The 20,321-nt window shown below is 68.7% G+C and carries 12 protein-coding genes and 2 pseudogenes; 11 read left to right on the top strand and 3 right to left on the bottom strand.

The annotated features are described in order from the left end of the window. Positions 1–3: 3 nt before the first annotated feature. Positions 4–2,697, bottom strand: coding sequence for a SpoIIE family protein phosphatase (locus tag ACH47Z_RS35360; protein ID WP_399081166.1), 2,694 nt, complete (start codon positions 2,695–2,697; stop codon positions 4–6). Positions 2,698–3,094: 397 nt separating this feature from the next. On the opposite strand from ACH47Z_RS35360, the pseudogene ACH47Z_RS35355 reads away from it, so the two are divergent. Next, positions 3,095–3,262 (top strand): annotated as a pseudogene (locus ACH47Z_RS35355) (transposase); the annotation flags it as partial. Between the two features lie 100 nt (positions 3,263–3,362). Further along, positions 3,363–3,667: pseudogene (locus ACH47Z_RS35350) on the top strand (hypothetical protein); the annotation flags it as partial. A 50-nt stretch (positions 3,668–3,717) separates the two neighbouring features. Here the strand turns inward: ACH47Z_RS35350 and ACH47Z_RS35345 are convergent. Continuing rightward, the gene (locus tag ACH47Z_RS35345) at positions 3,718–7,521 is read right to left on the bottom strand and encodes a GH92 family glycosyl hydrolase (RefSeq protein WP_399081165.1); all 3,804 of its coding nucleotides are present in this window, start codon (positions 7,519–7,521) and stop codon (positions 3,718–3,720) included. Positions 7,522–7,871: 350 nt separating this feature from the next. Between ACH47Z_RS35345 and ngcE the strand changes: the two genes are divergently transcribed. The 9 genes from ngcE to ACH47Z_RS35300 all read left to right on the top strand — a co-directional run bounded on the left by ngcE (position 7,872) and on the right by ACH47Z_RS35300 (position 19,889). Beyond that, positions 7,872–9,317, top strand: coding sequence for an N-acetylglucosamine/diacetylchitobiose ABC transporter substrate-binding protein (gene ngcE, locus ACH47Z_RS35340; protein WP_399081163.1), 1,446 nt, complete (start codon positions 7,872–7,874; stop codon positions 9,315–9,317). Positions 9,318–9,347: 30 nt separating this feature from the next. Then, positions 9,348–10,274 carry a carbohydrate ABC transporter permease gene (locus ACH47Z_RS35335; protein ID WP_399081162.1) on the top strand — a complete coding sequence of 309 codons (927 nt, stop codon included), beginning with the start codon at positions 9,348–9,350 and terminating at the stop codon, positions 10,272–10,274. A gap of 5 nt (positions 10,275–10,279) precedes the next feature. Beyond that, on the top strand, positions 10,280–11,206 hold the full coding sequence (locus ACH47Z_RS35330; RefSeq protein WP_399081160.1) for a carbohydrate ABC transporter permease: 927 nt from the start codon (positions 10,280–10,282) through the stop codon (positions 11,204–11,206). Between the two features lie 201 nt (positions 11,207–11,407). Next, entirely contained in the window at positions 11,408–12,619 is a 1,212-nt protein-coding gene (locus ACH47Z_RS35325; RefSeq protein ID WP_399081158.1) for an ROK family transcriptional regulator, read from the top strand. Between the two features lie 121 nt (positions 12,620–12,740). Further along, entirely contained in the window at positions 12,741–13,859 is a 1,119-nt protein-coding gene (locus ACH47Z_RS35320) for a substrate-binding domain-containing protein (protein WP_399081156.1), read from the top strand. Between the two features lie 215 nt (positions 13,860–14,074). Next, entirely contained in the window at positions 14,075–14,866 is a 792-nt protein-coding gene (locus ACH47Z_RS35315) for an ATP-binding cassette domain-containing protein (RefSeq protein WP_399081154.1), read from the top strand. Beyond that, entirely contained in the window at positions 14,863–16,173 is a 1,311-nt protein-coding gene (locus tag ACH47Z_RS35310; RefSeq protein ID WP_399081152.1) for a sugar ABC transporter permease, read from the top strand. The genes ACH47Z_RS35315 and ACH47Z_RS35310 overlap by 4 nt, the downstream gene beginning before the upstream one ends. A gap of 127 nt (positions 16,174–16,300) precedes the next feature. Then, positions 16,301–18,229 carry a 1-deoxy-D-xylulose-5-phosphate synthase gene (gene dxs / locus ACH47Z_RS35305; protein ID WP_399081150.1) on the top strand — a complete coding sequence of 643 codons (1,929 nt, stop codon included), beginning with the start codon at positions 16,301–16,303 and terminating at the stop codon, positions 18,227–18,229. Positions 18,230–18,380: 151 nt separating this feature from the next. After that, positions 18,381–19,889 carry an amino acid permease gene (locus ACH47Z_RS35300; protein WP_399081148.1) on the top strand — a complete coding sequence of 503 codons (1,509 nt, stop codon included), beginning with the start codon at positions 18,381–18,383 and terminating at the stop codon, positions 19,887–19,889. On the opposite strand, the gene ACH47Z_RS35295 is transcribed toward ACH47Z_RS35300, so the two are convergent. Then, positions 19,886–20,302 carry an NTP pyrophosphohydrolase gene (locus tag ACH47Z_RS35295; protein WP_399081146.1) on the bottom strand — a complete coding sequence of 139 codons (417 nt, stop codon included), beginning with the start codon at positions 20,300–20,302 and terminating at the stop codon, positions 19,886–19,888. The two genes, ACH47Z_RS35300 and ACH47Z_RS35295, sit on opposite strands and share 4 nt — an antisense overlap. Positions 20,303–20,321 lie beyond the last annotated feature (19 nt).

Raw genomic sequence — 20,321 nt, 5'->3', positions numbered from 1 at the left:
GGCTCAGTCCGTGAGGAGTGCGCCGAGATCCGGCACCGCCAGCTCGGCCCAGATCACCTTGCCCTGCGGGGTGTACCGGGTCCCCCAGCGCTCGGCCACCTGCGAGACCAGGAACAGGCCGCGTCCACCCTCGTCGGTCGCCGCCGCGTACCGCAGATGCGGCGAGGTGCTGCTGCCGTCGGCCACCTCACAGATCAGCGAACGGTCGTGGATCAGCCGTACATGGACGGGATCGGAGCCGTAGCGGATGGCATTGGTGATCAGCTCGCTGAGCACCAGTTCCATCCCGAAGCCCAGCTCGGACAGATCCCACTGGGCCAGTTTCTCGGACACGGCGGCGCGCATCCCCGACACGGCGGCCGGCTCGCGCGGCACGTCCCACTCGGCGACCTGGTCGGCCGACAGTGCCCGGGTCTGCGCGATGAGCAGGGCGACATCGTCCCCGGGACGCTCGGGGAGCAGCTCCTCCAGCACCGCCCGGCAGCTCTCCTCCGGCGGCCGGTCGGGATGTCCCGCCAGCGACCGGCGCAGCAGCTCCATCCCCACGTCCAGGTCGCGCGAGCGGTCCTCGATCAGGCCGTCGGTGTACAGCACCAGTCCGCTGCCCTCCGCGAGCTCGAACTCCGCCGCCTGGAACGGCATGCCTCCCAGGCCCAGCGGCGGCCCGGCCGGCAGATCGAGGAAGGAGACGCTGCCGTCGGGCGAGACCAGCGCGGGCGCGAGATGGCCGGCACGCGCCATCGCACAGCGGCGCGTCACCGGGTCGTAGATCGCGTACACGCAGGTGGCCCCCACGATCTCGCTGGGCGTCTGTGAGCAGTCCTCTTCCTGGTCGATCCGGCCGACCAGGTCGTCCAGGTGGCTGAGCAGTTCGTCGGGCGGCAGGTCGAGGGTGGAGAAGTTGTGCACCGCGGTCCGCAGCCGGCCCATCGTCGCCGCGGCGTGCAGACCGTGACCCACGACGTCACCGACGGCCAGCGCCACTCGGCTCCCCGACAACGGGATCACATCGAACCAGTCGCCGCTCACACCCGACTGGGCGGGGAGATAGCGATAGGCCACGTCGAGGGCGCTCTGCGCGGGCAACGTCCTCGGCAGCAGGCTGCGCTGCAGGGTCACGGCCATGGCGTGCTCGCGGGTGTAGCGGCGGGCGTTGTCGATGCTCACCGCGGCGCGGGCCACCAGCTCCTCCGCCAGCGACAGCTCCTCCGTGTCGAAGGGCTCCCGCTTGGAACGCCAGAAGTTGACCACGCCCAGCACGCTGCCGCGGGCCTGGACGGGGGCGGAGATGAGCGAGTGGATGCCGTAGTCCAGGATCTGCCGGGCACGCTGCGGATCCTGCGCGGTCCAGCCGTCGGCGTCCGACAGGTCGGTCACCAGCTCGGAGCGGCCGGCGCGGTAGCCGCGGGCCGGCGGGGTGGCGGGCAGGAAGTCGATCAGCTGCCCCTTCTCGTGGAGCGGGTGATCGTCGCGGATACCGCCCACGGCGACCCGCCGCAGGTCCGTCGCCGTCGGCGCCGCTTCCTCGCCGCGCAGCACGGCATCGGCCACGTCCACGGTGACGAAGTCGGCGAACCGGGGGACGGCGACCCGCACCAGTTCGTCGGCCGTCTGGACCACGTCGAGGCTGCTGCCCATGCCCAGGCCCGCGTCGTACAGCAGCTCCAGCCGCGCCCGCGTCACCTCCGCACGGCCGGATATGGCCTGCAGCTCGGTGCAGTCGCGGAGCGTCACCACCGTCGCGCAGGGACTGCCCGCGCGGGTCGTGGGCCGCTGGTTCACCGCCAGCAGCCGGCCCCCGGCGAAGTGCACCTCGTCGGAGGCGTCGCGCCCGGAGACGAGCAGGTCCACCGTCGCGGCGTCGAGCCCCGGCAGGTCCCGCACCGCGCGCCCCTCGGCGTCGGAGGGCAGCTCCAGCAGCCGCGCGGCCTCGTCGTTGACCAGCAGCAGCCGCCCGTCACCACCGACGATGAGCACGCCCTCGCGCACCGAGTGCAGCACCGTGTCGTGGTGCTCGTACATCCGGGTCATCTCGTCCGGGGCCAGGCTGTGCGTCTGCCGTCGCAGGCGCCGGCCCACCAGTGCCGTACCGCCCGTCGACACCACGAGCGCGCCGGCCCCGGTGGCCAGGATGATCGGGAGCTGCCGGTACACCTCGCCGGTCACGTTCTTCACCTTGAGCCCGGCGGAGACGAGGGCGACGACCCTGCCGTGCGTGTCGTCGACCGGAACGGTCGCCTGTTCCTCGTGGCCGAGCGGCCCGTGGACCGTCTCGGTGTAGACCTTCCCGGCCAGTGACGGCCCGATCGTGCCCACGAACCGGTGCCCGATCTTGCTCGGGATGGGATGGGTGAAGCGGATGCCCTTGGTGTCCATGACCACGATGAAGTCGACGCCCGCTGCCCTGCGTGCCGCCTCGGTGAGGGGCTGGAGCACCTTGGACGGCGCCGGAGTGCGCAGGGCCTGCAGGATGCCGGGCGAGTGCGCGAAGGTCTGCGCGACGGCGACGGACCGGCGCCTGGCCTCACTGGTGGTGTCACGTTCCGACTGCACGACGAGAGCGATGACGCCGCAGACCACGAGCAGTGCCACCAGCGCCACTTGCAAAAGGAAGACCTGCCCGGCGACGCTGCGCGGGCTCCTGCCGGCTCTGATGCGCCGGAAGTGACGCCTGAATCGGGCGAATGCGTCCGACATGCGGCATTTGTAGCACCCATTTGCCCGGCTGCCTATGGCCGGTCCGCGAAGTGGAGAGGCTTTCTGCACCTCATGCGTCACGCGAGAAAACTCCCGCCCCTTGAGTCACGGTGGGGACGGGACGGTTTGTCTGTCCGCACGGTCGCTCTGGGCGGACCCGGTGGCGGTGCGCACCGGGTCCGCGAGCCGGGCGGGTGAGGGGGGTGGACATCCGCCCGGGTGGTGCCGGCTTGTGAGGGCGGGCTGTGGGATCGTCTGAAATCGACCGAGGGCGACAACGTTGTCTATGGCCTCAACCGACAACGATGTCAACCCACTTGAGGTAGCCCGACCGAGTGATCCATCGCGGCCTGCCGGGGTACACGTGATCTTCCGTGGTACGGGTGGCGCACGTTAACAGAAGGGATCGAAGAACCGGGCCAAGGCCCGCCTGAAAGTCGCCCGCGCCCACGCGAAGGTGGCCGACGCACGCCGGGAGTTCCACCACCAGTTGTCCACGAGGCTGATCCGTGAGAACCAAACGGTCGCTGTGGAGGACCTGGCGGTCAAGGGCCTGGCGCGCACCCACCGCATCAGGCGCGCAGGCCAGAATCTCCCTCTCTTCATGAGGGAGAGCAAGTCAATCCCGCCAGGCCCTCGCGGGCCGGACTCACCCCCGGGCGACCAACTCGCCCGACGGGCGCCCGGACAACGCCTCGGCGAACGGCCGAACATCCAACTAACCACACCTGTAAGCCAGTCTGCCTTCATCTGCAGCGCGGTCAACGGGAACCAGCAGACCACCCCGACCGTCGCCTGCACCGACTGGACGGCCGGCGGGGGAGGCGGCGGCGTCCAGTACGGCAACGAGGTCGTCGCCAAGGCCGCGTACCGCAATGTCTCGGGCGTCGGCCAGGGCCCGGTTGCTCTCTACGTCTTCGCCACCAAGCCGTTCACGGCTCCAGCCGGCAAGACCATCGCAGGCGTCCAGCGTGCAAGGGGGCGGGCCCGATCAGGTCCGCCCCCTTCTCCGTGCCGGTGTCAGGCCAGCAGTTCCACCTCCGCCAGTGTCGACGCACCGTTCAGCACCAGCCGGTACCTGCTGTACGTGCCCGGTGTGGCGATGGTGAACGCCCGGGTCTGGTGGGCCCAGGGGAACGTTTCGCCCGTGCGGTTGTCCAGGGTCTTCCACGTGGTGCCGTCGGTCGAACCCTGGAGGGTCCAGCCCGTTGGCGCCCTGGTGTGATCGGCCGAGGACGTCAGCGTGTACTGGGCGGGCTTCACCGCGTGGTCGACCGGGAGGTCCGCCGAGGTGAACGTCGCGTCCGTCGCCGAGGTGTTGTCGAACAGTGGCCCCTCGCCCTTCAGGACGTCCGAGCGGGGCGTCGGCACCTTGTCGTCCTGGGTGAGGGACACCGGCGCCGCGTCCTTGCCGGTGCCCCAGGTGGACGGCTTGGCGCCCATGAAGAACTCCAGCACCCCGCCCCTGGACAGCAGCGAGTGGGGGAGCGACGTGGACGTCCAGGGGCGGCCGTTGAAGGTCACGCCCTGTACGTACACGTTCTTCGCGCTGTTCCCCGGGGCCTTGATCACCAGGTCACGGCCGTTCTCCAGGTGCACGGTGACCTGCTGGAAGAGCGGGGAGCCGATGGAGTACTCGCCGCTTCCCATGACCAGCGGATAGAAGCCGAGCGCCGAGAAGAGGAACCAGCCCGACTGCTCGCCGTTGTCCTCGTCGCCGTGGTAGCCCTGCCCGATCTCGCTGCCGGCGTAGAGCCGGGAGAGGATCTCGCGGACCGTCGCCTGGGTCTTCCAGGGCTGGCCGGCCGCGTCGTACATGTACGGGATGTGGTGCGCGGGCTGGTTGGACTGGCCGAGCATGCCCATGCGGACGTCCCGGGCCTCGGTCATCTCGTGGATGACACCGCCGTAGGAGCCGACGAAGTCCGGGGAGGCCGTCTCCGGGGTGGAGAGGAACGTGTCCAGCTTGTCGGCGAGGCCCTGCCGGCCGCCGTAGAGGTTGGCCAGGCCCCGGCTGTCCTGCGGGACGGTGAACGCGTCGCCCCAGCCGTTGGTCTCCGTGTAGTCGTAACCCCACACGCGCGGGTCGTACTTCGAGGGATCCAGGCGCCGGTTGCCGTCGCCGTCGCGGCCCTGGAAGAAGCCGACCTCGGGGTCGAACAGGTTCACGTAGTCCCGGGCGCGGTTGAGGAAGTACTCGGACTCCTCCTTGTAGTGCTTCTCGCCGGTCTTCTTGTACAGCGCCGCGCCCATCCGCGCGATGCCGTAGTCGTTGACGTATCCCTCCATCGCCCAGGACAGGCCCTCGCTGGTGGCGGTGCTGGTGTAGCCGAGGAACGGGGAGGTGGTCATGCCCTTGCGGCCGACGCCCGCCATCGGCGGGACCACGGTCGCGTTCTTCAGGGCCGCCTGGTAGGCCGCCTCGGCGTCGAACCGCACGCCCTTGACGTACGCGTCGGCGAACGCCACGTCGGAGGAGGTACCGGTCATCAGGTCGGCGTAACCGGGGGAGGACCAGCGGGAGGTCCAGCCGCCGTCCTTGTACTGCTGTATGAACCCGTCGACCATCTCGCCCGCCTGAGTGGGCGTCAGCAACGCGTACGCCGGCCAGGTGGTCCGATAGGTGTCCCAGAAGCCGTTGTTGACGTACACCTTGCCGTCGACGATCTTCGCGCCGGTGTGGGTCGGGGTGTCCTGGCTCGGCATGGGGTCGAAGGGCGAGGCGTACTGGTCCTCGCCGTTCACCTTCTCGAAGCCCGAGTCGGGGTACAGGTACAGCCGGTACATGCTGGAGTACAGCGTGGTCAGCTGGTCCGGGGTCGCGCCCCGCACCTCGACCTTGCCGAGCAGCCTGTCCCAGGTGCGCTGGGCCCCGGCCTTCACCGCGTCGAAGGAGGTGCCGTCCGGGATCTCCTGGCGCAGGTTGTCCTTCGCCTGGTCGAGGCTGATGAGCGAGGTCGCCAGGCGCAGCGTGACGGTGTGGTCCGTGCCCGCGTCGAACCGCAGATAGCCCTTCACCCCGCTCGTTCCGGCGTCCGTCACCGGCTTGTCGAACACCCCGTAGACGAACAGCCGGGTCGCGCCGGTCGACAGGCCGGACTTCACGTCCGAGAAGCCCGTGACGATCCCGTGCTCCTGGTCGAGGGTCAGGCCCGCCTGCTCGGTGACGTTGTCGAAGAGCACGCTCGCGTCCTTGCCGGGGTACGTGAAGCGCAGCACCGCCGCATGGTCGGCCGGGGTCATCTCGGCCTTGAGGCCGTTCTCGAAGCGGACCCCGTAGTAGTACGGCCGCGCCGTCTCGTTCTCGTGCCGGAACGGCAGCGCGCGCTCCTGCCGGATGGTGTCCGGGGTGCCGGACGCGGCCGACGGCATCACCTGGAAGGTCTGCCGGTCACCCATCCACGGGCTCGGCTCATGGCTGGCGCTGAACGCCTGGATCGTGGGCAGGTTGGCCTCGTTGTTCGCGCGCGCGTACTCGTACAGCCAGCTGAGCGAGGACGCGTTGGTCACCGGGGTCCAGAAGTTGAAGCCGTGCGGAAGCGCGGTCGCGGGGAAGGTGTTGCCGCGCGAGAAGCTGCCGCTGGAGTTGGTGCCCCGGGTGGTCAGCACATAATCCGACAGATGGGCCTTCGGCTTCTCCGGCGCCACGGACTTGAGGGCCACGTCGTCGATCCAGCCCCGGAACTTCGCCGGCCCGGCGGGGGAGTCGTACGCCACCAGGATCCGGTCGACCGTCTTGCCGGCCGCCACCGAGCCGATCCGCGAGGCCACGTTGTTCCACTGGTTGACGTACAGCGACTTCGACGCGCCCTGCCCGCGCGGGGACAGCGGGAACCCGTGCTGGTCCAGCGCGCCCAGGTCGCTGAGATAGGTGCCGTCGGTGAAGGCCAGGTCCACGGCGACGTTCGTGGCGTCGTAGTCGCGGTCGCCGTCCGCCATCGACGGGAAGACGCGGTACGACAACCGGGTGTCGGCGCCGACCTTCACGTTCACGTCGTAGACCTTGTTGTACGAGTACGCCCGGCCGGCCGCCGTGTGCCGCCCGGCGTAGCGCAGGGCCCTCTTTCCGGTGAACCCGGCCCGTGCCTTGGCCGTCGGCGAGCCGGTCGGGCCCTGGTCGACCAGCGTCAGCATGTCCTGCGGCACCGGGCCGCCCCCGCCGCCGGTGGAGAACTGCACATCGGCGAGCTGCAGAATGCCCAAGGCGCCGTTGTTCTTCGTGATCTCCAGCCGGAAGTGCTGGTACTCGCCCGGCTGGGCCAGGTCGTACGACGTCGTCTGGAACCGCGCCGAGAACGTTTCGTCCGCGCGGGTGTCGAGTGTCTTCCAGTCCTTGCCGTCGGTGGAGCCGAGCAGGGTCCAGTCCCTGGGGTCGCGCTCGGCGACGTCGTTGGCCGAAGTGAGCGCGTACGTCGCCAGCCTGACGGGTTTGTCGAGGTCGAACTCCACCCAGCCGGTGGGCTCGAACGTCAGCCACTTGGTGCCGGGTTCGCCGTCGACCAGGTTCTCCTTCACCTCGCCGGCGCCCGTGTTCTCGCCGCTGGCCCGGACATCGGTGACATGGTCCGTCACGTTGCCCGGGATGCCGGCGCTGTAGCCGCCGTCGACGCCCGAGGCGCGCTTGCTGCCGTCGGGTGCGGTGTCCACGGTGTCGATCCAGTTCGGCGCCGGATCGCCCGTCTCGAACGAGGATGCGAACTCCCGGTCGACGGCCGGAGCCTTGGCGGGCAGGGCGACCGCCGCGCCCTGTGCGCCGACGGCCATGACAAAGGCGGCCGTGAGGACGGCCGCCGGACCCCATCTGTGCCGAGTTCTCCGCTGCATCTACGGATTCCCCTCCTGCGCCCCCATCGGACAACGTTGTCAAGCTCGGGGCGCAGGAACCAGTAGGGCGTCAAGTGGCCGGTGATGTCAAGGGTGTTGGGTGTGGCATTCAGGGACTTATGCCGCGAATTCCACTGTCGGGCCGTCCATGGCGGCTCACGTTTCCCCGAGGTCTCAACTCGGAAAAGACCCATCGCGAACCCTGCATTCGATCTTGCTCAGGCGACGGAAAGTGGACTATACCTGTCGGCACTTCCAGCGTGACCCTGCACCACCCAGCTTGACCCGACAGCGGTGCCGGGGAGGATCCGGTTCACCGCCTGAGTCCTGGAGAAGGCGAGGACTTGAGCATGGGATCCACCTCGAACAACAGTGCCGAAGGCGTCGGCCGTAGAGATCTGATCAAGCGGTCCGCGGCGCTCGGCCTGGTCGCGGCCCCGGGTATGGGACTGCTGTCCGCCTGTGCGAGCAGCGGCGGGGGCGGTCAGAAGAAGGACAAGGCGGGGAAGAAGACCGCCAAGAACCCGCTCGGGGTCAACGACACCGCGAAGATGGAATTCGTCCTCTTCGACGGCGGGTTCGGCAAGGAGTACGCCGAGGACGCGGTGAAGATCTATCAGAAGGACTTCCCCAAGGTCACGGTGAAGTTCTCCGCCACCCAGAAGATCCAGTCCACCCTCCAGCCCCGCTTCAACCAGGGCACCCCGCCGGACCTCATCGACAACTCCGGTGCCGAGCAGATGGACATGGGCGTGCTCGTCGGCAAGCAGCAGCTCGCCGACCTCACCCCGCTGCTGGACGCGCCGTCGTACGACGACCCGGCCAAGAAGGTCCGCGACACGCTGCGCCCCGGCATCGTGGAGATGGGCCAGTTCGACGGCAACCCGGTGTGGATCCTGTACTACGCCTACACGGTGTACGGCGTCTGGTACTCGCAGAAGGCCCTGGACTCGCTCGACGCCGAGTACCCGAAGACCTGGGACGAGATGCTCGCGGTCTGCGAGAAGGCCAAGAAGAAGGGCATGGCGGGCTGGACGTACGCGGGCAAGTACCCGTACTACCTCCCCTTCTCGCTCTACCCGATGATCGGCAAGGTCGGCGGCCGCGAGGTGCTCGACGCCATCGACAACCTGGAGCCGAACGCCTGGAAGCACCCGGCCGTCAAGGCCTGTTTCGAGGCGTACTACGAGCTCTACCAGAAGGGCTACATCCTCAAGGGCACCCCGGGCCTGGACCACATCCAGTCGCAGACCGCCTGGGCCAAGGGCGAGGCGCTGTTCATCCCGAACGGCTCCTGGGTGGAGAACGAGTCGGCGAACGTCATCCCCAAGGACTTCAACCTCGCGGTCTCCGCGCCCACCGGCATCGACGGCTCCGACAAGATGCCCTTCGGCACCATCTGGGCCTCCGGCGGCGAGCCGTTCATCGTGCCGGCCAAGGCGGCGAACCCCGAGGGGGGCATGGAGCAGCTGCGCATCATGCTCTCCGAGGCGTCCTCGAAGAACTTCACCGCCAAGGTGAAGTCGCTGACCGCCTACAACGGCGGTACGACCGGCATCACCCTCACCCCGGGTCTGAAGTCGGGTGTGGCCGCACTCCAACTGGCCGGATCCAACGTGGTGAATCCGCGGCTTCAGGACTGGTACGTGCAGCTGCAGAAGGAGAAGATCGGGGTGGCCGGTCTCGGCGAGATGATGGCGGGCCGGCTCACCCCGGCCGAGGCCGTCAAGAAGATCCAGGGATTCGCCGACGAAACGGCCAAGGACACCACCGTCAAGCACTACAAGCACCAGTAATCAGCACCCCCTGACCGCACCGGAGTGGCGATGCAGCACGGCAAGTACCGGTTCATTGTGGGGTTTCTGGCATTGCCCCTGGGACTGTACGCGCTCTTCGTGGTCTGGCCGTTCATCCAGTCCATCTACTATTCGTTCACGGACTGGACCGGCCTGAGCCCCGAATTCAAGATGGTCGGCTTCGACAACTACACGAGGATGTTCCACGACGACATCTTCTGGAAGTCGCTGGAGCACAGTCTGCTGTTCGCCCTGGTGCTGCCACTGGTGACGATCAGTCTGGCGCTGTTCTTCGCCTTCATGATCAATGTGGGCGGACGGCGGAGAAGGGGCGGCCCCGTGATCTCGGGTGTCCGGGGCTCCTCCTTCTACAAAATCGTCTATTTCTTCCCGCAGGTGCTGTCCATCGCGATCGTCGCGCTGCTGTTCCAGTTCGCGTACAACCCGGACAGCGGCGCGATCAACTCGATCCTGCGCGGCATCGGCCTCGACAGTGTCCAGCCGCTGTGGCTGGGCGACCCGAACCTCGCGCTGTGGTGTGTGATGGCCGTGCTCGTCTGGTCCACGGTCGGTTTCTTCGTGGTCCTGTTCTCGGCCGGCATGGCCTCGATCCCGACCGAGCTGTACGAGTCGGCGCTGCTCGACGGCGCGGGCCGGGCCGCCACCTTCTTCCGCATCACCCTGCCGCTGCTGTGGGACACCGTGCAGTCCGGCTGGGTCTACATGGGCATCCTCGCGCTCGGCGCCGAGTCGTTCGCGGTCGTACAGATCATGACGACCGGTCCGGGCGGGCCCGACTACTCGACCACCGTGCTGGTCCTGTACGTGTACCAGAAGGCGTTCCGGGACGGTCAGGCCGCCTACGCCACCACGATCGGCGTCGCCCTGCTCGTCGTCACGCTCGCGTTCGCGGCGATCGTGATGCGGCTGGGCCGTCGCGAGCGGCTGGAGTTCTGAGAAGGATGAAGACGACCGAGACCCCCGCACCGCTGCCGGCCGAGTCCGGCGCGGCCGTCTCCAAGATCGACGTACCGGCGCCCGGGCCCGCCGGGAAGAAGAAGAGGGAGGGCGGTGTCCTCAACGTCTTCTCGCACGGCGTGCTGATCGTCTGGGCGATCATGGTGGTCACGCCGCTGCTGTGGGCGGTGATGACGTCCTTCAAGAGCGACAGCTCCATCTTCGGCTCGCCCTGGTCGCTGCCGGACAAGCTGCACTTCGACAACTGGTCGCGGGCCTGGACCCAGGCCAACATGAGCGACTACTTCCTCAACACCGTCCTGGTGGTCGGCGGCTCGCTCATCGGCACCCTGGTCCTCGGCTCCATGGCCGCCTACGTCCTCGCCCGCTTCGACTTCCCGGGCAACCGCTTCATCTACTACCTGTTCGTCGGCGGCATGAGCTTCCCGATCATGCTCGCGCTGGTCCCGCTGTTCTACGTCGTGAACAACATGGGCCTGCTGAACACGATCCACGGGCTGATCCTGGTCTACATCGCGTACTCGCTGCCGTTCACGGTCTTCTTCCTGACGGCCTTCTTCCGCACCCTGCCCACCTCGGTCGCGGAGGCGGCCTTCGTGGACGGCGCCTCGCACACGCGTACGTTCTTCCAGATCATGCTGCCGATGGCCAAGCCGGGCCTGATCAGCGTCGGCATCTTCAACTTCCTGGGCCAGTGGAACCAGTACATGCTGCCCACGGTCCTCAACACCGACCCCGACAAGAAGGTCCTCACCCAGGGCCTGGTCCAGCTGGCGGTCAGCCAGGGCTACAAGGGCGACTGGTCCGGCCTCTTCGCGGGCCTGGTGATGGCCATGCTGCCGGTGCTCGGGGCGTACATCGTGTTCCAGCGCCAGGTCGTCCAGGGCCTGACCGCGGGGGCGCTGAAGTAGGCCCGACACCCTGTGCGACCGACCATGTGCACGCCGTTCCGGCTCTCCGGGGCGGCGTGCGCCGCTGTGTCCCCCGTTTCCGGCGGACCCGGAAACGGTTCAACCTCTTGACGTAAGACGCCCCGAACGGCTCAGCTTAGAGTTCACTAGTTGGACATACGCGGGGCCTCGCTGAAGCGGCCTCGCGCTCAGGAGGTCGTTGTGGAGACTCCAGGGTCGCAGTCGTCGCTGCACCGAGCCAACCTGGAGCGGGTCGTACGGGCCGTTCGCCTGGCCGGATCCCTCACACAGGCGGAGATCGCGCGGACGACCGGTCTGTCCGCCGCGACCGTCTCCAACATCGTGCGGGAGCTGAAGGACGGCGGAACCGTCGAGGTCACGCCCACGTCGGCCGGTGGCCGGCGGGCCCGCAGCGTCAGCCTCAGCGGGGACGCCGGCATCGTGATCGGCGTGGACTTCGGGCACACCCATCTGCGCGTCGCGATCGGGAACCTCGCCCATCAGGTGCTCGCCGAGGAGTCCGAGCCGCTGGACGTCGACGCGTCCGCCGCGCAGGGCTTCGACCGGGCCGAACGGCTGGTCAGCCGGCTGATCGCGGCCACCGGGGTGAACCGGTCCAAGGTCGCCGGGGTGGGTCTCGGCGTGCCGGGCCCGATCGACGTCGAGTCGGGGACGCTGGGGTCGACCTCGATCCTGCCGGGCTGGGGCGGCACCAAACCGGCCGAGGAGCTGCGCGAGCGGCTCGGTGTGCCCGTGCACGTGGACAACGACGCCAACCTCGGCGCCCTCGGGGAGCTGGTCTGGGGCAGCGGGAAGGGTGTGCGCGACCTGGCGTACATCAAGGTCGCGAGCGGTGTCGGCGCCGGACTGGTGATCGACGGGAAGATCTACCGAGGCCCGGGCGGCACCGCGGGCGAAATCGGGCATATTACGCTGGATGAATCCGGCCCGGTCTGCCGCTGCGGCAACCGCGGCTGCCTGGAGACCTTCGCGGCCGCACGCTATGTGCTCCCGCTGCTCCAGCCCAGCCACGGCCCCGACCTCACGCTCGAGGGCGTCGTACGGCTGGCCAGGGAGGGTGACCCGGGCTGCCGTCGGGTGATCGCCGACGTCGGCCGCCACATCGGCAGTGGAGTGGCCAATCTCTGCAATCTGCTGAACCCGAGCCGAGTGGTCCTCGGCGGTGATCTCGCCGAGGCCGGTGAGCTGGTGCTCGGCCCGATCAGGGAGTCCGTGGGGCGCTACGCCATCCCCAGCGCGGCACGCCAACTGTCCGTGCTTCCAGGGGCACTTGGGGGCCGCGCGGAGGTGCTCGGGGCGCTCGCCCTCGCCCTGAGCGAGATGGGTGATTCGACCCTTTTGGACGGGAATGTCACGGGCGCCCTGTCCGTGGTGGCACCTGCCTTCACTTAGAGAACGGATGGCACCGTTGCCATCTCGTTAAGGATTTACTTCTTGACGTCGAACTCGCGGCCGAGTTGACTTCCAGCCACCTCGGCCGCAACGACGCGGCCTCGTCAGGGAGGTTTCTGAAGTGAACGCACGTATGCGTCGTGCCGCCGTTGTCGTTGCCGCTGGTGCGATGGCCGTCACACTGGCCGCCTGTGGCAGCGCCAAGGAGTCGAAGAGCAGCAGCAACTCTTCCTCCTCGTCCGCCGCCAAGAAGGGCGACAACATCAAGGTCGGTCTCCTGCTTCCGGAGAACAAGACCGCGCGTTACGAGAAGTTCGACCGGCCGCTGATCGAGAAGAAGATCAAGGAGCTGACGAACGGCAAGGCGACCCTGGAGTACAACAACGCCCGCCAGGACGCGAACCTGCAGGCCCAGCAGGTCGACACCATGATCACCAACAAGGTGGACGTCCTGATCCTGGACGCGGTGGACGCCAAGGCCATCCAGAACTCCGTGCAGAAGGCCGTGGACGCCGGCATCAAGGTCGTCGCCTACGACCGCCTGGCCGAGGGCCCGATCAGCGCCTACACCTCGTTCGACAACGAGGAGGTCGGCAAGACCCAGGGCCAGGCCCTGCTGAAGGCGCTGGGCAGCAAGGCCACCACGGCCTCCAAGATCGTCATGGTCAACGGCTCGGTCACCGACCCGAACGCCGCCCAGTTCAAGAAGGGCGCCCACGACGTCCTCCAGGGCAAGGTCACGATCGCCAAGGAGTACGACACCAAGGAGTGGTCGCCGGACAACGCCAACTCCGAGATGGAGGCGGCGATCTCCGCGGTCGGCAAGGGCAACATCGCGGGTGTCTACTCCGCCAACGACGGCATGGCCGGCGGTATCATCACCGCCCTCAGCGCGGCCGGCATCAAGGTCCCGGTCACCGGCCAGGACGCCGAGCTCGCCGGTGTGCAGCGCATCGTCGCCGGTACGCAGTACATGAGCGTCTTCAAGTCCTACCCGCAGGAGGCGAACGTCGCCGCCGAGCTGGCGGTCGCCGTCGCCAAGGGCCAGGACCTGAGCTCCGTCGCCAAGGACAAGGTCTCCAGCGGCAGCGCCAAGGACGTCCCGTCGGTCATCGTCCCGGTCGTCTCGCTGACCCAGGACAACATCAAGGACACGGTCATCAAGCAGGGCTACTACACCGTCGCGGACATCTGCACCGCCGACTACAAGGCGGCCTGCGACAAGATCGGCCTCAAGTAAGCAGCGCCAAGTCCCTTCCCGCACACCGGCGTTCGTCCTTGAATGCCGGTAGGGAAGCCGACTGACCGCCCCCAAGGCTCCTCCGGCGTCCCGCGTACAACACGAAGCCCCGCAAGCTCGGCGCGGGGCGCCGGACGGAACCCCCCACAGGGTTGCTCCCAACCCACCCACCCAGATTTCTGCACAACCTCCCGCCGGGTCAGGCGGCGAAGGAGATGGTTCACGTGTCCGCTACGCCCGTGCTGGCGTTGCGCGGGGTCTCCAAGCGGTTCGGTGCCGTTCAGGCGCTCACCGACGTAGAGCTTGAGGTCCACGCCGGTGAGGTGGTCGCCCTGGTGGGCGACAACGGCGCCGGAAAGTCCACGCTGGTCAAGACGATCGCCGGCGTGCACCCGATCGACGAGGGTGTCATCGAATGGGACGGCAAGCCCGTCGCCATCACCCGGCCGCACGACGCCCAGGCGCTCGGCATCGCGACGGTCTACCAGGACCTCGCGCTGTGCGACAACATCGACGTCGTCGGCAACCTGTTCCTCGGCCGTGAGCTGAGGAAGTGGGGCGTCCTGGACGAGGTCGAGATGGAGCGCCGCTCGCGCGAGCTGCTCACCACGCTCTCGATCCGCATTCCCAGCGTCCGTATCCCGATCGCCTCGCTCTCCGGCGGTCAGCGCCAGACCGTGGCCATCGCCCGCTCCATGCTCGGCGAGCCCAAGCTGGTCATCCTCGACGAGCCCACCGCCGCCCTCGGCGTCGAGCAGACCGCCCAGGTCCTCGACCTCGTGGAGCGCCTGCGCGAGCGCGGTCACGCCGTCATCCTCATCAGCCACAACATGGCGGACGTGAAGGCGGTGGCCGACAAGGTCGCCGTCCTGCGCCTCGGCCGCAACAACGGCGTCTTCGAGGTCAAGACGACCTCGCAGGAGGAGATCATCTCCGCCATCACCGGCGCCACCGACAACGCCGTGACCCGCCGTGCGGCGCGCACGAACGGGGAGGTTTCCAAGTGAGCATCGACAAGACCTCCGCGAGCGAGCAGACCCCGGCGCAGGACGACCCGCCCGTCGTGGAGAACCCCGAGGCCGCGGCCGCCGCGGTCACCGCGGTCGACCCGCGTCTGCTGGTCCAGCAAGAGGGCCTGCTCGGCTACTGGCACGAGTTCAAGCGCAAGATGAAGGCCGGCGAGCTGGGTTCCCTCCCGGTGATCCTGGGCCTCGCGGTCATCTGCGTCATCTTCCAGGTCCTGAACTCCAACTTCCTGTCCGCGCAGAACATCAACGACATCACGATCACGATGGTCGGCACGGGCATGATCTCGGTCGGCATCGTCTTCGTGCTGCTGCTCGGCGAGATCGACCTGTCCGTCGGCTCGGTCAGCGGCGCGGCCAGTGCCCTCGCCGGTGTCCTCGCGGTCAACCAGGGCTGGCCCGAGTGGGCGGCCGTGCTCGTCGCCCTCGCCGCCGGTGTCGCCATCGGCGCGCTGCACGGCTTCTTCTTCGCGGTGCTCGGCGCCCCCGCCTTCGCCGTCACGCTGGCCGGTCTGCTGTTCTGGCTGGGCTTCATGCTGAAGGTGCTGGGCGCCGACGGCACGATCAACCTCGACCCGAACGGTCTGGTCGGCAAGCTGACCACGTACTACTTCTCGGACGTGGCCGCCGCCTACGGGCTCGCCGTCGTCGTGGTCGCCGTGTTCTTCCTCACCTCCTTCCTGGGCAACCGGCGCCGGGAGGCCGCGGGCGTGCCGTCCCGGCCGCTCAGCGACACGATCCTGCGCTCGGCGCTGCTGGCCGTGATCGCCTTCGCCGCGGCCTACATGTACAACCAGTACAAGGGCCTGCCGCTGGCCACGGTGATCTTCCTCGCCTTCCTGATCGCCACGGACTTCGTGCTGCGGCGCACGTCGTACGGCCGCAAGATCTTCGCGCTCGGCGGCAGCGTCGAGGCGTCCCGGCGTGCGGGTATCAACGTCACCGCCGTACGGATCTCCGTGTTCGCCGTCTCCGGCGGTTTCGCGGCGGTCGGTGGTCTCTTCCTGGCCTCGAAGATCGCGTCGGCGAACCAGAGCGCCGGTACCGGTGACCTGCTGATGAACGCGATCGCCGCGGCCGTCATCGGCGGTACGTCGCTCTTCGGCGGCCGGGGCCGCACCTGGAACGCGCTGCTCGGTGTGCTGGTGATCGTGTCGATCCAGTACGGGCTGCAGCTGGAGTCCATCGCGGAGCCGGTGAAGTACATGATCACCGCCGCGGTTCTGCTCACCACCGTGGTGATCGACTCGATCACCCGGAAGACGCAGAAGACCGCAGGGCGCGCATAACGCCGTTGGCTACCAGCAGTGCCCGGCACATCGAAACGTGCCGGGCACTGTCATGTCTGCCAAAGCAAGAACATTAGACTCGGGCGAGCCCGGCAAAGCTCGATCAGCTCAACGCAAGGAGGCACGGGTGCCGCTGCTGACCCGCATCAGGGGACCGCGCGATCTGGACCGGCTCACCCCGGAGGAGCTGGACCAGCTGGCGGGGGAGATCCGGACCTTCCTCGTGGACGCCGTCTCCAAGACCGGCGGCCACCTCGGCCCCAACCTCGGTGTGGTGGAGCTGACCATCGCCCTGCACCGGGTCTTCGACTCGCCGAAGGACAAGGTGCTCTGGGACACCGGTCACCAGTCCTATGTGCACAAACTGCTCACCGGCCGGCAGGACTTCGCCAGGCTGAAGCAGAAGGGCGGCCTGTCCGGCTACCCCTCGCAGGCCGAGTCCGAGCACGACGTCATCGAGAACAGCCACGCCTCCACCGTCCTCGGCTGGGCCGACGGCATCGCCAAGGCCAACCAGCTCAGGAAGCGGGACAGCCATGTCGTCGCCGTCATCGGTGACGGCGCCCTGACGGGCGGTATGGCCTGGGAGGCGCTGAACAACATCGCCGACGCCAAGGACCGCCCGCTGGTCATCGTCGTCAACGACAACGAGCGGTCGTACGCCCCCACCATCGGCGGACTCGCCAACCACCTGGCCACGCTGCGCACGACCGACGGCTACGAGCGGTTCCTCGCCCGCGGGAAGGACCTGCTGGAGCGCACGCCCGTCGTCGGCAGGCCGCTCTACGAGACCCTGCACGGCGCCAAGAAGGGGCTGAAGGACTTCATCGCCCCGCAGGGCATGTTCGAGGACCTCGGCCTGAAGTACGTCGGCCCGATCGACGGCCACGACATCGAGGCGCTGGAGTCCGCGCTGGCGCGGGCCAAGCGGTTCGGCGGGCCGGTCATCGTGCACTGCCTCACCGAGAAGGGCCGCGGCTACCAGCCCGCCCTGCAGGACGAGGCCGACCGCTTCCACGGCATCGGGCCCATCCACCCCGACACCGGCCTGCCGATCAAGGCCGCGGGCGCCGACTGGACCTCCGTCTTCGGCGACGAGATGGTCGAGCTCGGCAAGGAGCGCGACGACATCGTGGCGATCACGGCGGCCATGCTGCAGCCGGTCGGCCTGAAGAAGTTCGCCGACACCTTCCCGGACCGGATCTACGACGTCGGCATCGCCGAGCAGCACGGCGCCGTCTCCGCCGCGGGCCTCGCGTACGCCGGGCTGCACCCCGTCTTCGCCGTGTACGCCACCTTCCTCAACCGCGCCTTCGACCAGGTCCTCATGGACGTGGCCCTGCACAAGTGCGGGGTGACGTTCGTGCTGGACCGGGCCGGTGTCACCGGAACGGACGGCGCCTCCCACAACGGCATGTGGGACATGTCGATCCTGCAGGTCGTGCCGGGCCTGAGGCTGGCCGCCCCGCGCGACGCCGAGCAGGTGCGCGCGCAGCTCAGGGAAGCCGTCGCCGTCGAGGACGCGCCGACCGTGGTCCGCTTCTCCAAGGGCGCCGTCGGCCCCGCCGTACCGGCCGTGGGCCGGGTCGGCGGCATGGACGTGCTGCGCGAGCCCGGTACCGACAAGCCCGACGTGCTGCTCGTCTCGGTCGGCGCCCTCGCCCCGATGTGCCTGGAGATCGCCGGCCTGCTGGACCAGCAGGGCATCTCCACCACCGTCGTCGACCCGCGCTGGGTCAAGCCCGTCGACGAGGCCATGGCCCCGCTGGCCGAGCGGCACCGGGTCGTCGTCACCGTCGAGGACAACAGCCGCGTCGGCGGTGTCGGCTCCGCGGTCGCCCAGGCCCTGCGCGACGCGGGCGTGGACGTGCCGCTGCGCGACTTCGGCATCCCGCCGCGCTTCCTCGACCACGCCTCCCGCGGCGAGGTCCTCACCGAGATCGGCCTGACCGCCCCGGACATCGCCCGCCAGGTCACCGGACTGGTCTCCAGGCTGGACGGCCGGTTCGACCGTACGGCCGCCGAGGTGGACTCGGTGGAGCCGGCGCGCGACTGACGCCGAACGCGCCCCCACGGGCCGGTCACGCCACTCCCTGCGGTGGCGGAACCGGCCCGTTTGCGTGAACCTGCCCGTACCGGGGCATACGCTTCCCGACCCGCCCGATCATGCCGGGCGTCGGGAACCCACGGGCGTGGGAGGTAAGGCATTGAGCAGCGCGCTGTTCAGGACGAAGAACGTCGAGCAGTCCATCCAGGACACCGAGGAGCCGGAGCATGCGCTCAGGAAGTCCCTCTCCGCGCTCGACCTGACCGTCTTCGGCGTCGGTGTCATCATCGGCACCGGCATCTTCGTCCTCACCGGACAGGTCGCCAGGAACAACGCCGGACCGGCGGTGTCCCTGGCCTTCGTGGCGGCCGGCGTGGTGTGCGCGCTCGCCGCCCTCTGCTACGCCGAGTTCGCGTCCACGGTCCCCGTGGCGGGCTCGGCGTACACGTTCAGTTACTCCTCCCTGGGCGAGCTGCCCGCCTGGATCATCGGCTGGGACCTCGTCCTGGAGTTCGCGCTCGGCACGGCGGTGGTCGCGGTCGGCTGGTCCGGCTACATCCGCTCGCTGCTGGACAACGCCGGCTGGCACCTGCCGGACTACCTGGCCGGCCGGGACAACGCCACCGGCTTCGGCTTCGACATCCTCGCCGCCGCCCTGGTCCTCGTGCTCACCGGCATCCTCGTCCTCGGCATGAAACTCTCGGCCCGGATCACCTCGCTCGTCGTCGCCATCAAGGTGGTCGTCGTCCTCATCGTGATCGTGGCCGGCGCCTTCTTCATCAAGGGCGGCAACTACAAGCCGTTCATCCCGCCGGCGCAGCCGGTGCCGGCCGGCGGCAACCTCAAGGCCCCGCTCATCCAGCTGATGTTCGGCTGGGCGCCGGCCAACTTCGGTGTGATGGGCATCTTCACGGCCGCCTCCGTGGTGTTCTTCGCCTTCATCGGCTTCGACATCGTGGCCACCGCCGCCGAGGAGACCCGCAACCCCCAGCGGGACATGCCGCGCGGCATCCTCGGCTCGCTGTTCATCTGCACCGTGCTCTACGTCGCCGTCTCCATCGTCGTCACCGGCATGCAGAAGTACTCCAAGCTGTCCGTGGAGGCCCCGCTCGCCGACGCCTTCAAGGCCATCGGACACCCCTGGTACGCGGGCGTGATCAGCTTCGGCGCCGCCGTAGGCCTGACGACGGTCTGCATGATCCTGCTGTTGGGCCAGACGCGCGTCTTCTTCGCGATGAGCCGTGACGGCCTGCTGCCGCGCTTCTTCTCCCGCGTCCACCCGCGCTTCCGGACCCCGCACCGGCCGACCATCCTGCTCGGCGTGGTCATCGCGATCGTCGCCGGTTTCACCAGCCTGAGCGAACTGGCCGAACTGGTGAACATCGGCACGCTCTTCGCGTTCGTGGTCGTCGCGATCAGCGTGGTGATCCTGCGCCGGACCCGTCCGGACCTGCCCCGCGCCTTCCGCACCCCGTGGGTCCCGGTCATCCCGGTCCTGTCGGTGTGCGCCTCGCTGTGGCTGATGCTCAACCTGCCGGCCGAGACCTGGCTGCGGTTCGCCATCTGGATGGTGATCGGTTTCGTCGTCTACTTCCTCTACGGCCGCACACACAGCGTTCTCGCCCTGCGGGAGAAGGAGGCTCAGCAGACCGCCGGGAACACCCCCTAGAAGGTTCGGCCGAGCACCGCGCGCGGGCCGGTGACCTCCGCGCCCAGTTCGGCCACCCTGCGGCGCAGTTCGCGGTCGGCGGTGACCACCAGGCAGGGGCGTTCACCGGCGGCCGCCGCGATCTCCACGATGCGGTCGTCGCCGCTTCCGGGTGCCTCCTCGACGCGTACGCCGGGCACGGAGGCCACACCCCGGGCCGCGCCCTCGACCACCAGGACCAGCTCCAGCGGCCCGGCCAGAGTGGCCACACCGGACCGCGCGTACGGCACCAGCCGGTCGCGCAGCCGCTCGGCGGCCCCCCGCCGGTCGCGCCACCAGCCGTCGGGCACGGATCCGACGACGTTCGCACCGTCGACGACGAGCAGCGGAAGGGTCGCGCGCGCCGTACCCGCCGGATCCGCTGCGTCCGTCATGGTGGTAACTGCCCTACTC

Source organism: Streptomyces sp. NPDC020192 (genome assembly GCF_044388685.1).
Taxonomy (GTDB): domain Bacteria; phylum Actinomycetota; class Actinomycetes; order Streptomycetales; family Streptomycetaceae; genus Streptomyces.
This window is presented reverse-complemented; position numbering and strand designations above follow the sequence as displayed.

Coding starts and splice junctions, on each gene's coding strand:
- ACH47Z_RS35315 (WP_399081154.1), top strand. CDS start 14,075: ATGGTTCACGTGTCCGCTACGCCCGTGCTGGCGTTGCGCGGGGTCTCC.
- ngcE (WP_399081163.1), top strand. CDS start 7,872: ATGGGATCCACCTCGAACAACAGTGCCGAAGGCGTCGGCCGTAGAGAT.
- ACH47Z_RS35360 (WP_399081166.1), bottom strand. CDS start 2,697: ATGTCGGACGCATTCGCCCGATTCAGGCGTCACTTCCGGCGCATCAGA.
- ACH47Z_RS35295 (WP_399081146.1), bottom strand. CDS start 20,302: ATGACGGACGCAGCGGATCCGGCGGGTACGGCGCGCGCGACCCTTCCG.
- ACH47Z_RS35335 (WP_399081162.1), top strand. CDS start 9,348: ATGCAGCACGGCAAGTACCGGTTCATTGTGGGGTTTCTGGCATTGCCC.
- ACH47Z_RS35345 (WP_399081165.1), bottom strand. CDS start 7,521: ATGCAGCGGAGAACTCGGCACAGATGGGGTCCGGCGGCCGTCCTCACG.
- ACH47Z_RS35330 (WP_399081160.1), top strand. CDS start 10,280: ATGAAGACGACCGAGACCCCCGCACCGCTGCCGGCCGAGTCCGGCGCG.